1 pseudogene is annotated in these 869 nt (G+C 65.1%); it reads left to right on the forward strand.

Features of this window, described 5'->3' with window-relative positions:
* Positions 1-869, forward strand: a pseudogene (locus ACF8K2_RS24875) (hypothetical protein); the annotation flags it as partial.

Genomic DNA, 869 nt, shown 5'->3' on the forward strand with positions numbered 1-869 from the left:
TATGACGGCAATGATCGCGAATCTGGCATCGCCTACTGCAAGACCATGGCGCTGTGCCTGGCCGGCGGCATCAGCGAAGCGCCAACCGCCAACCGCGAGGCGCAGCCGGCTGCGGGCAGCAGCGCAGCGCTCTGGCTGAAGTGGCTGCAAGACCCGCACAGCCCGCCCTATCGCGCCTTGCTCCTGCGTGATCAGTCGTTGCTGGCGGCCTTGCTGCCAAGCTTCTCCATCACCGATCCCACCGAGTGGAACGACAGCGACAAGCTCTATGCGGCGCTGAGCAAGGTCATTGCCAGCGACGATGCCGGCTTGCGCCTGCGCACTTCGCTGCAACAAGCGATCAGCGACACGCAAGGCGCACTCAACGCGGCCAGCCAACGCCTGCACCCGCTGGCAGGCCCCGGGGTTCAGCGTGCGGTGATGCGCCTGAACTGTGCCAGCCAGTGGTTGTACAACGGCGTACAGCTGGTCGAGTTGCAGGTGCAGATGAAGCTCAGCGAGTACTACGCCCTGCAAAGTGCCCACTTGCGGCAGATGCAGCGCACCGCCAATGCCGCGATGGTCCAGGCCCGCGAGCGCATGCACGTGAGCCTCGAGGAGTTGCAGCAGCAGTCGCAGTCCAGCCTGCGCAAGGTTCGGCCGATCATCCAGAACGGGCTGCTGAGCCTGGCGGTACTCGATCCGAAGCTGGCGCACAGCGTGATTGTCGTCAGCGTCTGGGTCCAAGGAACGGCAGAGCAAGTGCGCGACACGCTGGTCAATGGCACACGCGCCAGCCTTGAGGAATTGAACCGCGCAGCGCAGGTGACGATGCTCGATCTGAGCGTCGCCGTGGGCACCCTGGAGCCGAATGCGCGCCAGGCGCTGCA

The organism is Pseudomonas sp. xss_2 (assembly GCF_043104195.1).
GTDB classification, from domain to species: domain Bacteria; phylum Pseudomonadota; class Gammaproteobacteria; order Pseudomonadales; family Pseudomonadaceae; genus Aquipseudomonas; species Aquipseudomonas urmiensis.